The following is a 14,320-nucleotide window of genomic DNA, read 5'->3' on the forward strand; positions in this document are numbered from 1 at the left end:
ATCTCCGAAAAACGGCATGGCCTACAAAGAAAATGGAATTAATCTTGCTGGCAGCGTTACGAGTCGTAACCAAACCATAAATTGCACAACAAAAATATATAGTTAGATAAAATTTATTGTCTAAAAAGTAGACAATAAATTTTAATTTTTAACTTTGCTTAACAACCGATAACCCGTTGCCTGAATGAAAGCAGAGTTACTCCTGATCAGCCGCCCCTTATTCATGTCCAGGCTTCCCGTTGTCATAGCTAAACGCCCTCATTAAAAATGACCGTCGTTACCCTCCCAACCTTTAACCTGTTTTTATGAAAAAGCTAACCCTCCTGGCCTGGATGCTCCCGGTATTGGCGGTTGCGCAGCCTTCAGCTCTCCAGAAAGCCTTTCAGGGGCCACCCAATGCGGCCCGGCCCCGCGTCTGGTGGCACTGGATGAACGGCAACATTACCAAAGAAGGCATTACGAAAGACCTGGAGTGGATGAAGCGCGTGGGCATTGGCGGTTTTCAGAACTTCGACGCCAGCCTGATGACGCCCCCGGTTACGCCCAAAAAGCTGGTATTCATGACGCCCGAATGGAAAGATGCCTTTAAGCACACCACCGATCTGGCGCAGAAACTCGGCCTGGAAATGGCCATTGCCGGTTCGCCCGGCTGGAGCGTGACGGGTGGACCGTGGGTGCCGGCCAGCGACGCCATGAAAAAGTACGTCTGGACTGAAACCCGTGTAACGGGCGGGCAGGCTTTTTCGGGGAAGCTACCCCAGCCACCAGCCACCACCGGTAACTTTCAGAATGTTCCGATGCCCACCGGTGAAGGGCTTAGTGGTCAGGAGCCAACAGGTGAACTGCCTACGCATTATGCGGATGCCTCCGTTATTGCCTACCGTGTACCGGCCACCGAAAAGCCCTTGGCCGCATTCAATCCCAAAATCAGTTCAAGCGGAGGTACGTTCAGCCTCGCCCAGTTAACCGACGGCGACCTGGGCAAAACAACACTGTTACCACCGGCAGAAATTGGTCAGGACGGGTGGATTCAGTACGAGTTCGACAGTCCGCAAACCTTCAAGGCGTTTACCATTGTGGGGGCCAGCAGCGGAGGTCCGCTGGCTGAATTTCGGGGCGCCCCCGACAACCGGGCGCTGAAGGTGAGCGACGACGGCGTAAACTTTCGGGATGTTGTGGTTATCAGGGGCAGTACGGTGCCGCAAAACACCATGAGTATTGTGCCCACCACCGCGAAGTTTTTCCGGTTTACGTTTAAAACGCTGGAACCGCAGGGCAATCCCTTTGCTGCCTTGTTTGGGGGCAGTGCGGCTCCCGGCAAGCCGGAAGGGATTCCGGTGGCCGAACTGGTGCTGCACAATACCGACCGGGTAGACCTTTATGAAGAAAAAGCCGGTTTCAGCCCCTGGAAAGAAGACACCCATTCGCTCATTAAGACCGATGCCGACGCGATTCCGACCGAAGATGTTGTGGATCTGACGGCTAAAATGGGCCCCGACGGTACGCTGAACTGGACGCCCCCCACCGGCAACTGGGTGGTGATCCGGCTGGGCTATTCCATAACGGGGCGCAAAAACCACCCCGCATCGCCCGAAGCCACGGGACTGGAAGTGGATAAACTCGACAAGGTAGCCGTTCGGAAATACATTGACACTTACCTGGACCTGTACAAAGAGGCCACTGGCGGAAAAATGGGGACGCAGGGCCTGGAGTATATGGTGCTCGACAGCTATGAAGCAGGCCACATGACCTGGACGAAAACCATGCCAGAGGAGTTTGCCAAACGGCGCGGGTACGACATCAAACCCTGGCTGCCGGTATTGACGGGTCGGGTTGTGAAGAGTGCCGAAGCCAGCGAGAAGTTCCTGTGGGATTTTCGCAAAACCATCGGCGAGATGATCGTCGAAAACCACTACGAAGTAATCGGCGACGCCCTGCACGCACGCGGAATGAAACGCTACACCGAGTCGCACGAAAATGGGCGGATTTACCTGGCCGACGGAATGGACGTCAAGCGGAAGGCCGATATTCCGATGTCGGCCATGTGGACGCCGGGTAGTCTGGCCGCGGGCCCAAACGAGGAAGTCCGCAGCGAAGCCGATATTCGGGAAGCCGCTTCGGTGGCGCATATCTACGGCCAGAATCTGGTGGCCGCCGAATCAATGACGTCGGTTATGAACGCGTTTAGCTGGCATCCGGAAAAGCTGAAGCGTACGGCGGACTTGGAGATGGCGTCGGGGCTAAACCGCTTCGTCATTCACACGTCGGTTCACCAGCCGCTCGACGATAAGAAACCCGGCCTGTCGCTGGGGCCTTTCGGCCAGTATTTTACCCGACAGGAAACCTGGGCCGAGCACGCCAAACCCTGGGTAGACTACCTGAGCCGGAGCTGCTTTCTGCTGCAACAGGGCAAACCCGTCGTGGATGTGCTGTATTACTACGGCGAAAACCATAACATCACGCAGGCATTCGCCCAGAAGCTGCCAGTCGGGATGACGGGCTACGCGTTCGACTTTGCCAACGCGACGGTGCTGAAAGAAGCCCTAAGGGTGCAGGGCGGCAGACTCATGACCCCAAGTGGTCAGTCGTATCGAGTGCTTGTTCTGGATGCCACGGCAGAAACCATGACGCTGCCAGTGCTGAAAAAACTGGGCGAACTGGTCAAAGCGGGGATGAAAGTAGTTGGTGCGAAACCGGAACGTTCCCCCAGCCTGAGCGACAATCCGGCGGAATTCACCGCCCTGGCGAATCAGATCTGGAGTAACCCGAACGTATCGACGGAGCCAGTCGAGAACGTGCTAAAGCAAATAGGCATCGCAAAAGACGTGGACATAACGCAGGCCAGGGCTGATCTGATGTACGTACACCGTCAGACGGCCGACACCGATCTTTACTGGCTTGATAACCGCAGCGAAGACCAGAATAGCGCCACTGTTAGCTTCCGCATAACGGGTAAAGTGCCTGAACTATGGCATCCCGAAACCGGAAAAACCGAGAAGGTGTCTTACCAGATCAAAGAAGGGCGCACGGTGGTGCCGCTTAGGTTTGAGCCGTGGGAAGCTTACTTCATTGTTTTCCGCACCAAGGCAACGGCAGTCGCCTACACCAAACCCGCCGTTACGGAGTCGGCGGTTGCCCAGGTTGACGGTGCGTGGACCGTACGTTTTCAGGAGGGCCGGGGCGCTCCCGCGCAGGCCACCTTCAATACGCTGACCTCATTGTCCGGGAATACCGATCCGGGAATTAAATATTTTTCTGGTACGGCTGCTTACACCAACGCATTTGAACTACCTTCTTTGAACAAAAACGGGGCTTATTTTCTTGATCTGGGCGACGTAAAGAACATCGCCGAGGTACTCGTAAACGGCAAAAACGTGGGCACGGTCTGGAAGAAACCTTTCCGGCTTGACATCACCCAATTCCTGAAACCGGGTCGCAATACCGTACAGGTGAACGTCACCAACCTGTGGGTAAACCGCCTGATTGGTGATGCCCAGCCCGGCACGACCAGCAAAGTTACCTTTACCACTTTACCATTCTACCGGGCCGATTCCCCGTTGCTTCCCTCGGGTCTGCTGGGGCCGGTTCGCGTGCTGGCAGCTACGACGGCGTCAACTCAGGCAAAGCAATAAATCGAAAAGCAAACCATCTAAATTTCACTTAACTCTATTTCAATCATGAAAAAAGTAAGCTTTTTCCTCGTCATGGTATTAGTAAGTGTTGCCTTGCGAGGCATTTCACAAGCGCCAGCACCCGAAGACTTCTTCGCTGGGAAATGGGAAATTAACGTCGCCGGAACGCCCAACGGTGACGCCCGATTCGTAACGGACCTCGTCCGCAAAGACGGTAAGCTCACCGGCGAACTCACCGACCCCACCGGCACAATGAAGGAGAAAATACCGCTGACCAGCATTGAAGAGAGCGCCGACAAAATAGCCCTTTATTTTACGACTCAGGGCTATGATGTTAACATTGATCTGACAAAAGTCGATGATGATAACCTGAAAGGCTCTCTGATGAATATGTTTGAAGCTAAGGCGAAGCGACTGAAGGAATAACAACTTCCTATTTTGTCTTAACAGGAAAGCAGGGCGGTGAGTGTTCACCGCCCTGTGTTTTACAAGCTACTTCCGGTTTGTGCCCCGGCCTGCTTTCCGGCCAAAGCGCAAACTCGGGTTCGGGAAAGCGGTAACCCTATGGCCCAATGAAGCAGAACGACTAGAGCCTGATACCGTTACAACCGGACCATTATAGGTTTGGAATCAGCTACTAAGCGGGCAATCCAGACGATATGTTGACAAAAAAACTGGTCAAAATCACTCACCGTTGCGGCTGCGATTTTGACCAGTTTTTATATTAAATGGTTATGGAGACTCCTATATATCCGCAATCACGGTTACTCCACCCTTCGTTTTCTCACCAATTTTCACTTTAACATCGGCATCCAGCGGCAGGAAAAGGTCGACACGGGAGCCGAATTTGATGAAGCCCAGCTCGTGGCCCTGCTGCACCTGCTGGCCTTCTTTGGCATACCAGACAATTCGACGGGCCAGCGCACCGGCAATTTGACGAAGCAGGATTTCAGCGCCGTTTTTAGCCCGGATCACTACGGAAGTCCGTTCGTTTTCGGTGCTCGATTTCGGGTGCCAGGCCACCAGGTATTTGCCCGGGTAATATTTTACATACTGAACGGTACCGGTGACGGGATGGAAATTGATATGAACATTCAGAGGAGACATGAAGATGGATACCTGCCGACGCGGCTCCTTGAAATACTCCGGCTCGTTGACTTCTTCAATAACAACCACCGTGCCGTCGCAGGGCGAAATGACGTGTTGATCGTTTAGCGGAGTAGACCGGCGGGGTTTGCGAAAAAACTGGAGAATCAACAGAAACAGCACCAGACTCGCTGCCAACACCAGCGTAATCGCGGTTTCATTGCCATTGAACAGGTACGAAGTGGATAAGATGTTGACTGCTAGCAGAATCAACACGGTCCAGAACAAAATTTGATATCCTTCCTTGTGGATGGTCATACGTGTGGAAAATCAGTTGCGACGTAGAAAGCGGAGTTGGAGCGCGAAGGTACGAAACAAACGCCATTGACTCCAATTCGAACCGTTACATTCCCCCTGCTTAACCCATGCGGTTCCAGGCCGGTTAACCAGCCTGGAACCGCAATCGGATCAATAGCCGCCCCGGTATTTATACGTGCTGGCCACTTTGTCGATGGCAACGATGTAAGCCGCCAGCCGCATGGAAACTTTATATTTTTGTGAAGTTTCAAACACGCGATCAAAGGCGTCTTTCATGTTGCGGTCGGCCCGGCGGTTGATGCGGTCGAGGGTCCATTTGTAACCAATACGGTTTTGTACCCACTCAAAATAGGAAACCGTCACCCCACCGGCATTGGCCAGAATATCCGGCACCACCATGATTCCTTTCTCATTGATGATGTCGTCGGCACTCGCCGATGTGGGGCCGTTGGCACCTTCCACAATCATTTTTGCCTGAATCGAATCGGCATTTTCGGCGGTAATTACGTCTTCCTTGGCCGCTGGCACCAGCACATCAACCGGCAACGCCAGCAATTCTTCGTTTGTTATCCGCTCAGCACCTGTATAACCGTCGAGGGTGCCATTGTTGGCGTTTCGGTACGCCATAGCCGCACCAATGTCCAGTCCTTTGTCATTATAATAGCCGCCCGTTACGTCGCTGACTGCCGTAACCGTCACGCCCCGTTCGTGCAGCAACTCAGCCGCAAATGACCCCACATTTCCAAAACCCTGAATAGCCGCCGTCGAACGGTATGGGTTCATTCGTAATTTATCCATGGCCGACAAAGCCGCCACCGTCACACCCCGGCCCGTAGCCTCGGTGCGCCCCAGCGAACCGCCCAGCACGAGTGGTTTACCCGTTACGACGGCATTGATGGTCATGCCGCGGGATTTTGAGTATTCGTCCATCAACCATGCCATTTCGCGCGGGCCAGTACCCATATCAGGCGCCGGAATGTCGCGGTCGGGACCGAAAACATCGAGCATCGCCACGGTATAGGCCCGCATCAACCGCTCGATTTCACCGGCCGACATTTCGCGCGGGTTGCAGGCAATACCGCCTTTGGCTCCGCCATACGGGATATCGACAACGGCGCATTTCCAGGTCATCCAGGCTGCCAGGGCCCGCACTTCATCGAGCGTGACCCCCGGATCAAGCCGGATGCCTCCTTTGGAAGGGCCTAAAATAGTGGAGTGAATAACGCGGTGTCCTTCAAAAACCTTGATGGAGCCGTTGTCCATCGTAATGGGTAAACCGACGGTAACCTGCCGGGCCGGTACTTTCAGAATGTAGTACATTTCTTCGGTAATACCGAGCATTTGCGCAGCCGCATCGAATCGTGACATCATCGACTCAAGCGGGTTTTCTGTATCTTTTATGGGAGCTGGTTCTATGTAAGCCATAATACTATTTTTTTAGTTGGCGAGTTCAATGGTGTGCCGTAACAAACTTACCAAAAAAGACAACGCTATGTGTTAAGAGCTATTTTTTCGTGGTTTTGTATAATTTTAATCTTCAAAATCATTTATGTCTGGCATCCCTTTCGTCCAAACATCGCCACATCAACCGACCATTAAGCCAAATTTTTATTGGCATTTATGGGTAATTACCAATAAGTGTTTTTTGAACTTTTTTTTAAACGGTAAGCGTTATTCGTTGAAAAAGAATGAATCGAGTTGTAATTTTGTTGTTTCATCGACGGAAACATTTTCACCCACTTAACTAGCTGATCAGTACGATGGTTCAGGAAGAAAAGAAAAGATACTCGGAAGAGGAGCTAAAAGAGTTCGAGGTGCTGATTACTCAGAAACTGGAAGCCTCCCGCAGCGAGCTAAACTACATTAAAGAAACGCTTAGCAAGCGAAATGACAGCGGTACGGATAATACGTCGGGTACCTCGAAGTTACTGGAAGATGGCGCCGACACCAGTGAACGCGAAAACTTTAGCCAGTTGGCAGCTCGTCAGCAGAAGTTTATTCAGCAACTCGAAGCGGCTTTGATCCGGATCAAAAATGGTACCTACGGTATCTGCATCGACACCGGCCGGCTGATTCCCAAAGAGCGACTGCGTGCTGTACCCCACACCCAGCAGACGATCGAAGCCAAACTAAAACGGGCGTAATTCTGCTCAGTGACTTGAGGAAAATATTTTTAATAACCTGCCCGCTCTATCCATATGGAGCGGGCTTTTTTATGCGCCCCGAAACAGCGGTCGGCATTATTTAATCCAACCAAAAGTAAAAACTAGGCTGAATGTCAAAGTTTTTCTAAACAAAACGGACAATAATTGGTAACTACTACAGCAGCCACAAATGATGAACGTTATGCTAGAGAAATTGGAAGAAATCAGAGAAAGCATTTTTAAATACCTGGAAGCGCGGATCGAATTATTTAAACTGGAAACCCGTAGTCAGGTCGAAAATATTGCTTTGAAGGCCGTACATGGCATCGTGCTTGGTTTTTTGATAACCATCACTACTATTTTTCTGTTTTCCTTACTGGCCGCTTACCTCAACGAAGTGTTGGATAGCCGGTATTTGGGATTCCTGATTGTAGCCGGTTTTTTCCTTTTGCTGACCTTAATCTGGGCCTTTGCAAAAGGTAGTATTGAAAATATGCTTCGGAAAATGACGTATAATATGATTAAAAACCAGCAGGAGAAAAAAGCGGAGGAACGGGCCGAAGCCATCGAGGATCTGATGTCCCAAACGCGCCAGTCACTGCGGGAAAACGGCCCGGTGAAGGAGTAAACAACCAGCCACTTTTTTCAAAATAATAACTAAGTAGGACGTATTTTTCACAAGTCAATCCATTTTTTACTAATTTTAGAACGCTCTTTTTATGGATACGAATGTGCCCTTTTCAGATACTGCGGCCCGCCGGGCGGAGTTGATGGAAGCCACCGAGCAGTATAAAAGTTCGATTGAGTCCAACGTCAACGCCTTGAAAGAGGATGCTACCCAAGTCGGTAAAACGGTGGCGCTGGTCGCAGGAGTTTGTCTGGCAGCTTACGTTGTAGCCAGCATTGTATTGCCTAAGTCTGATAAACACGACGAAGACGACGATGCCGATTACGACGATGCATACGCTAATGGTAGCACCCACGCCCACGTGCGACGGGCCGCCAAAGCCGCCGAGGACGCTCCCAGAAAATCGGCAATCGGTGGGGCTATTACCGGGATTGTGACGTCTATTTTGACCAATATCGCCCGGCAGCAGCTAACTGAGTTTATTTCGCGTTTACGTCAGAATAATGCAACCACACAAACAGAACCAGGCCAATACCCGTAACTCGCTACTCAATACCCTGTATCACCGCAAGGAAACGGGGCAAAAATCATTTGCTGTCTTGCTCGATCCTGATAAGATCGAGCAAGACGCATTTAAAGACCTGCTGATCCGGAGCGTCGAAAACCGGGTCGATTTCTTTTTCGTGGGTGGTAGCCTGATTACCAACTTTATTCTGAAGGAAGTCACTGACACCATCCGGACCTATACAAACATTCCGGCCATTCTCTTCCCGGGTAACAGCCTGCATATTGAACCCAGCGCCGACGCCATTCTGCTGCTTTCGCTTATTTCGGGGCGGAATCCGGAATTTCTGATCGGGCAACACGTCATTGCGGCCCCGCTTCTGAAAAAAAGTGGCCTGGAAATTCTCTCGACGGGTTATATGCTCATCGACAGCGGTGCCCAGACAACCGTTTCCTACATTAGCAATACCACCCCAATTCCGCACGATAAACCGGGTGTAGCCGCCTGTACTGCGATGGCGGGCGAGATGCTGGGACTGAAATTAACCTACATGGACGCGGGCAGCGGAGCCCGGTGGCCGGTTTCGCCGGAGATGATCGCAACCGTCCGTAGCTGTGTCGATACCCCCATTATTGTCGGCGGAGGGATTAACTCCATCGAACGCGCCCAGGCCGCCCTGCAAGCTGGTGCAGATGTGATTGTGGTTGGCAACGGCATCGAAAAAAATCCGGAATTACTACCCGAAATTGCGGCTGTCGTTCAGGAAATGAACCGCCAGTTGGCGTAACCGATACTCCCTGAAGGCGTGGAGAAGAACCCAGGTTCTTTCTGGCCTTGTGCTTGTTATCCATGTATAGTCAGGCCGGAAAACTGATTGAGGCCCCTCCCCGGTTCGCGGCTTTACTTTGCCGTTTCGCTGCTCACAAACCGATTAAATAAATCCGGAAGCTGGTAAACAATCAGCGTGAATACCACGCCCCAGAACAGGGCGCTGATGAGCATATAACTGAAAATCAGGGAACGACTCACCCGAAATGACACGGCAAGGATGGTCCCGCCGATGGGCGTCAGCAGCAAGGGTGTCAGGAAGGCAATGCCCACCATTCCGGATCGTTTCCAGACCCGAACCGCCAGCCGGGTCCGGGCGGTAAAACGCCGGGGTGCCGAAGGTCGGTAACGGTTCCAAAGCGTCCGCAGAGCCGCCCCCGCATAGGTAACCAGAACGACACTGGCCATCATACCGGCTGCCGTAAAGAGCCAGGTCTCGACCCAGGATAGCCCCACGGCAACGCCGGTTACCGGACCGCCGATGAACTTTACCATACTGGCCACTAATACCGATAGATATTTTGCAATTTCCATAGTGGGAACCAACCAGATCAAATTTAGTTAAAATAAACAGCATTCACGACTAAATAGTTATTCCATGCCGGTTCTCCGACAGTCTTCTTTTCCCGGATCACCTCGCTACCAGATTAACGGCCATTTGCAAACCATTTTTCCCAGCGTTCTCCGGAAGGTGGAGGGGGTGGTGTATGAACGCGAACGAATTACCTTATCCGACGGCGATTTTCTGGACCTCGACTGGATTGACCGGAACAGTGACAAAATCGTGATCATAACGCACGGTCTGGAAGGCGACTCGAACCGGCATTACATCAGAGGCACCGCCAAGCTCTTTGCCCAGCAGGGCTGGGATGTGCTGGCCTGGAATTGCCGCTCGTGCAGTGGCGAAATGAACCGGGCGTTCCGGCTGTATAACCACGGCGAAATTGGCGACCTTGGCGAAGTGATCAGCCACGTGCTGCGCACCAAACCGTACCGCCAGCTGGTATTGATTGGCTATAGCATGGGTGGCAATATTGCCCTGAAATACGCGGGTGTGCACGGCAAAAATCTGCCGGATGCCCTCCAAAAGGTGGTGGCGGTGTCGTCGCCGACGGATCTGGAAGCCAGTGCCAAACTGCTCGACCGACCGCAAAACCGGTTTTACCGCAACCGGTTCATGAAAAAGCTCATCATCAAATTACAGCAGAAGGCCGACCTTTTTCCGGGGAAGCTGGATATGACAAAGTTGCAGCACGTACGGCTCTGGCGTGATTTTGACCAGCATTTTTCGGCTCCTGTAAACGGATACCGTGATGCCGACGATTTTTACACGCAGGCTTCGGCCGTTAATTTTATGAATGGTATTGCCGTGCCGACACTGCTCATCAACGCCCAGAATGACCCGATCCTGTCGCCCGAATGCTCGCCCGCGTGGCTGGCCGAAAAACACCCGAACATTTACCTCGAAACGCCCCGAACCGGCGGCCACGTGGGGTTTTCCGTTCGTGACGATGAATTTACCTGGGCCGAACGACGGGCACTGGAGTTTGTCAGTCAGGACGGGCGGTGATGCTTTTTTTACCGTATCTTTCGCATTCAACAACCCTTTCCCATGAATCTCGTTTTCGCAGACGCCTACACCCTCAATCCCGGCGACCTCGACTGGACGCCCCTCACCTCCCTCGGCAGCGTTACGCTGCACGACCGTACCGCACCCGACCAGTTGATCGAGCGCCTGAAAGATGCCGATATGGTGCTGGTTAATAAAGTAAAAATGAACCGCCAGACACTCGAGCAGCTGCCGAACCTGCGGTACATTGGCGTCACGGCTACCGGCTACGACATCATCGACTGGAAAGCCGCCCGGCAGTTGGGCATTGTCGTTACCAACGTCAAAGGCTACAGCACCGAGTCGGTGGCACAATTGACCTTTGCGCTTCTGCTGGAACTCACGCACCGGGCAGGTTTGCACGCCGACAGCGTTCGGGCGGGCGACTGGGCCCGGAATCCGGACTTCTGCTACTGGAAATCTCCGCTGGTCGAACTGGCCGGAAAAACGCTGGGCCTTGTCGGTTTCGGTGACATCGGGAAACGTGTAGCGGATATCGGGCGAGCGTTTGGCATGAACATTCTGGTCAACCGCCGACATACCGACGAGCAACCGCCGGAAGGCATCCGGTACGTGGATCAGACCACCCTCTTTGCCGAAAGTGACGTGGTATCGCTCCATTGCCCGGCCACCGACGAAAACCGGGGATTTGTCAATACCAGCCTGCTCAGGCAGATGAAGCCAACGGCTTTTCTGCTTAACACCAGCCGGGGGGTGCTCATTAACGAAGCGGATCTGGCAGAAGCGCTCAACAACGGTCAGTTGGCGGGGGCCGGTCTGGATGTGTTGGGTACCGAACCGCCTGCGGCAGACAATCCCTTATTTTCGGCCCGCAACTGCCTTATCACTCCTCATTTAGCCTGGGCCAGTCTGGAGGCCCGCCAACGGCTTCTATACGAAATCGTCGAAAACATTCGTGCCTTTTTTGCCGGTCAGCCCCGCAATGTGGTGAATTAAGCCCCTTCTTCAAAAACCTTATCGATGGCCCTGCAACACGTTGCGGGGCTTTTTTGTCTTGTACCATGTACCGTTCCGTCAATTTGGTAACAGGTAGTGGTGTTACCGGTGGCAACTTTGTATCTTTCTAATCAATAAGTTACGGTTTATGCTTCAACGTTTTACCAGGTCTGATAATGGATATGTTGTTGAATCGGCGCACGGTTGGACTTTCCGTGTTCCACTGCCTTCAGATTGCCTTATGTAGTCTGTCACTGGACCTCATCACCACCCCGGACGGTTATGGAAAACATATATACGGGGGAGAAATGAACCTCCAGGCAACCGCCCGCCAGAACTACTCTACCCTGACGCTGACCCTCTACCTGGATCAGGCCAACGCGACTCCCACCGACTACGAACAACACATAGACCTCTACATTTTCCGGAAAAGCGATCATGAACGCGTTACAACAGCCCGTGTTCATCAAACGGCTTCCCAACGGGTTCGCTACGAAAACCAGGCCTGCGCCGACCTGCGGAATCTGAGCGTGCTGGCGATGAACTACAGCACCGAACTTTATTTAAACCCCAATACCTTCAGCGATCCCGGTGGCTATTACGTCGTCTGGGACCGTTGTTGCCGGAGCGCCGACATCAGTAACATCCAGGACCCGGGGTCCGAAGGCATGGTATTCTATATGGAATTTCCATCCGTCCGGCGCAACGGGGCCGCTTTCACCAACTCCAGTCCGCAATTCAGTTTTCCCAACGGCGACTACATCTGCGTCGGCAAACCTTTTCATCTGAATTTTGCAGCAACCGACGCCGACGGTGATCAGCTCCGGTATTCGCTCGTAACGCCACTGGCGGGATATACTAATAACACGGGTTTCTTTACGGTGGGCGATGGCAATTCGCACGCTACCTATCCAGAAGTGAACTGGCTACCGGGTTATAGTGCCACCAGCGCCATTCCCGGCAATCCCGCACTGAGCATAGACCCACAAACCGGGCAGCTACGTGTAACAGCCCGGCAAACGGGGCTGTTTATTTTTGCAGTTCTGTGCGAAGAATACCGTGATGGTGTCCGGATTGGGGCCGTCCGGCGGGAATTTCAGATGCCGGTGGTCGATTGCGGGACCAACACCCCACCCCCGCCGGTAATCAGTTACAACAACGTCGAAATCCTCGACTTGTCCATTTGCGAGGGCGGAACCGTTACCTTATCCACGGAAGCCGATTCGCGCTGGTCGTATCAGTGGCAGCATAACGGGGCTAACATTGCGGGTGCTACATCGGCCACCTTAACCGTCAGCGAACCGGGCGATTACGTGGTGGTCAAGAGCTTTGCCTCTATCTGCGGCAACGACACCACCTCAAAAGTAACCAAAGTGCAGGCGCTACCACCCCCAGCCGCCAAAATTACGCCCGACAGAGAACCAAAACTCTGCGAAGGCGAATCATTGGTGTTATCGATTCAGCCGGAAAAAGGTGTAGTCTACCAATGGACGGAAAACGGTACGGCTCTACCAGCTGCCACCGGTTCATCGCTCACGGTTCAGAAAGCCGGGTTATACGGCGTGCGGGCTACATCGTCACTGGCGTGTGCCAACCGCGACAGCCTCACCGTGATTGTCAACCCAACTCCTGCGGTGACGCTAACCAGTTCGGCTTCGGCTCTTTGCCAGGACGGCGAAGTACAACTGGCCGCCGTTGGGGGCACCAACGTTCAATACGAATGGCGGCTGGACAATACCGCGCTGGGCACAGGTACTGCCGCAACAATGCAGGCTCGTCAGGCCGGTGCGTATCAGGTGCTGGTTACCGACGTCAACGGTTGTCAGGCGCTTTCGGCCCCGTTGATGTTGTCCATCGTTCCGCGCCCGGCTATGCAGTTCGATACCGTCGCTCCGGTTTGTGTTAGCCGTCTGGAACCGGTGCCGCTCGTTGCCAGTCCAACCGGCGGAACCTTTTCGGGAGCGGGCGTAACCGGCAATCAGTTTGATCCGGCAAAAGCCGGGGCCGGTTTGCACACCATTACCTACACCTATGCCGGAAACTCGGCCTGCCCGACCGTAATAAGTCGGCAGATTCGGGTGGAACCGGCTGTTGTGATCGCGATGCCGGAACGGATTACGGTGTTGATGGGAAACGCGGTAACGCTGAAACCAACCGTCACCGGACAGGCGATCCGCTACTTGTGGGAACCACCCGAAAGCCTTTCTGACCCAGCAAGCCCGAATCCGACGGCCAGCCCCACCGCACCAACAACCTACAAGCTGACGGTAACCTCATCCGGTGACTGCCGGACCGAAAAAAGCGTGCAGGTTGATGTGTTCAGGCAGATGTTTATTGCCGACGCGTTTTCGCCCAATAGCGATGGCATTAACGATGCGTTGGAAATTCGCAATACCGACCAGTTCCCGGACTGCGAAGTGACGATTTACAACCGTTGGGGCGAAGTGGTTTTTTATTCAAAAGGCTACAATAAACCCTGGGATGGCACCTACCTCAGCCAGAAAGTACAGGCAGGCTCCTACTATTACCGCATCAAAACCAAACAGCCCGTAATGCCCGAATACCGCGGGGCCGTTCTGGTTACGTATTAAACCCAGCCAAACCATACCCCTC

At 53.1% G+C, this 14,320-nt stretch carries 12 protein-coding genes; 9 read left to right on the forward strand and 3 right to left on the reverse strand.

Annotated elements, in window-relative coordinates; translation table 11 throughout:
- Window positions 1-305 precede the first annotated feature (305 nt).
- On the forward strand, window positions 306-3,632 hold the full coding sequence (locus tag LX87_RS14295; RefSeq protein ID WP_111628905.1) for a glycosyl hydrolase: 3,327 nt from the start codon (window positions 306-308) through the stop codon (window positions 3,630-3,632).
- Window positions 3,633-3,677: 45 nt separating this feature from the next.
- A complete protein-coding gene (locus tag LX87_RS14300; RefSeq protein ID WP_111628906.1) occupies window positions 3,678-4,058 on the forward strand; it encodes a hypothetical protein in 381 nt (126 codons plus the stop codon).
- 318 nt (window positions 4,059-4,376) lie between these two features.
- Here LX87_RS14300 and LX87_RS14305 read toward each other — a convergent pair whose 3' ends face one another.
- A complete protein-coding gene (locus LX87_RS14305) occupies window positions 4,377-5,036 on the reverse strand; it encodes a phosphatidylserine decarboxylase family protein (RefSeq protein ID WP_111628907.1) in 660 nt (219 codons plus the stop codon).
- 150 nt (window positions 5,037-5,186) lie between these two features.
- Window positions 5,187-6,461 (reverse strand): Glu/Leu/Phe/Val family dehydrogenase, encoded by a 1,275-nt coding sequence (locus LX87_RS14310; protein WP_211325313.1) that lies wholly within the window; start codon window positions 6,459-6,461, stop codon window positions 5,187-5,189.
- A gap of 335 nt (window positions 6,462-6,796) precedes the next feature.
- On the opposite strand from LX87_RS14310, the gene LX87_RS14315 reads away from it, so the two are divergent.
- From LX87_RS14315 to LX87_RS14330, 4 genes are all read left to right on the forward strand, one after another.
- A complete protein-coding gene (locus LX87_RS14315; RefSeq protein WP_111628909.1) occupies window positions 6,797-7,180 on the forward strand; it encodes a TraR/DksA family transcriptional regulator in 384 nt (127 codons plus the stop codon).
- A gap of 202 nt (window positions 7,181-7,382) precedes the next feature.
- Entirely contained in the window at window positions 7,383-7,808 is a 426-nt protein-coding gene (locus tag LX87_RS14320) for a phage holin family protein (RefSeq protein ID WP_111629209.1), read from the forward strand.
- 103 nt (window positions 7,809-7,911) lie between these two features.
- On the forward strand, window positions 7,912-8,349 hold the full coding sequence (locus tag LX87_RS14325) for a hypothetical protein (protein WP_229310660.1): 438 nt from the start codon (window positions 7,912-7,914) through the stop codon (window positions 8,347-8,349).
- Window positions 8,312-9,100 carry a phosphoglycerol geranylgeranyltransferase gene (locus LX87_RS14330; protein WP_111628911.1) on the forward strand — a complete coding sequence of 263 codons (789 nt, stop codon included), beginning with the start codon at window positions 8,312-8,314 and terminating at the stop codon, window positions 9,098-9,100. The genes LX87_RS14325 and LX87_RS14330 overlap by 38 nt, the downstream gene beginning before the upstream one ends.
- 113 nt (window positions 9,101-9,213) lie before the next feature.
- Here the strand turns inward: LX87_RS14330 and LX87_RS14335 are convergent, their stop codons facing one another.
- Window positions 9,214-9,675, reverse strand: coding sequence for a hypothetical protein (locus LX87_RS14335; RefSeq protein ID WP_111628912.1), 462 nt, complete (start codon window positions 9,673-9,675; stop codon window positions 9,214-9,216).
- Between the two features lie 64 nt (window positions 9,676-9,739).
- On the opposite strand from LX87_RS14335, the gene LX87_RS14340 reads away from it, so the two are divergent.
- From LX87_RS14340 to LX87_RS14350, 3 genes are all read left to right on the forward strand, one after another.
- A complete protein-coding gene (locus tag LX87_RS14340; RefSeq protein ID WP_111628913.1) occupies window positions 9,740-10,711 on the forward strand; it encodes a YheT family hydrolase in 972 nt (323 codons plus the stop codon).
- 42 nt (window positions 10,712-10,753) lie between these two features.
- A complete protein-coding gene (locus LX87_RS14345; RefSeq protein WP_111628914.1) occupies window positions 10,754-11,707 on the forward strand; it encodes a D-2-hydroxyacid dehydrogenase in 954 nt (317 codons plus the stop codon).
- Window positions 11,708-11,883: 176 nt separating this feature from the next.
- On the forward strand, window positions 11,884-14,298 hold the full coding sequence (locus LX87_RS14350; RefSeq protein ID WP_111628915.1) for a T9SS type B sorting domain-containing protein: 2,415 nt from the start codon (window positions 11,884-11,886) through the stop codon (window positions 14,296-14,298).
- The last annotated feature ends 22 nt before the right edge of the window (window positions 14,299-14,320 follow it).

The organism is Larkinella arboricola (genome assembly GCF_003259745.1).
In the GTDB taxonomy this organism is placed as follows: Bacteria; Bacteroidota; Bacteroidia; order Cytophagales; family Spirosomataceae; genus Larkinella; species Larkinella arboricola.